Origin of the sequence: Tritonibacter sp. SIMBA_163 (genome assembly GCF_046535935.1) — a bacterium.
Classification (GTDB): Bacteria; Pseudomonadota; Alphaproteobacteria; order Rhodobacterales; family Rhodobacteraceae; genus Epibacterium; species Epibacterium scottomollicae.
The window spans coordinates 1-276 of record NZ_JAWJBP010000381.1 but is presented as its reverse complement, the minus strand read 5'-3'; the positions used below and the strand labels follow the sequence as shown (position 1 = coordinate 276).

Annotated in this window: 1 protein-coding gene; it reads left to right on the top strand. The window is 47.1% G+C overall.

What is annotated here, in order from left to right; translation table 11 throughout:
- The coding region (locus R0J92_RS22810; RefSeq protein WP_411053343.1) for an ATP-binding cassette domain-containing protein at positions 1-276 on the top strand (276 nt) is incomplete at both ends.

Below are 276 nucleotides of genomic sequence, written 5' to 3'. Positions count from 1 at the left end.
ATATCATTGCTGGATTATCTTCAATTACTCATGGCACGGTGCTGATGAATGGTTTTCCCATTACTGGACCAGGTGCAGATCGGGGGATGGTCTTCCAAAATTATGCCCTCATGCCGTGGATGAGTGTGCAAGAAAATATTGCCTTTGCCATTGAAACCGTTTATCCTGAAATGCCGGAACGACAACGGAAGCGGGTGGTCAAAGAGCATATTGAACTGGTGGGCTTAACCGGCGCTGAGAAAAAGCATCCTCATGAACTTTCAGGGGGAATGCAAC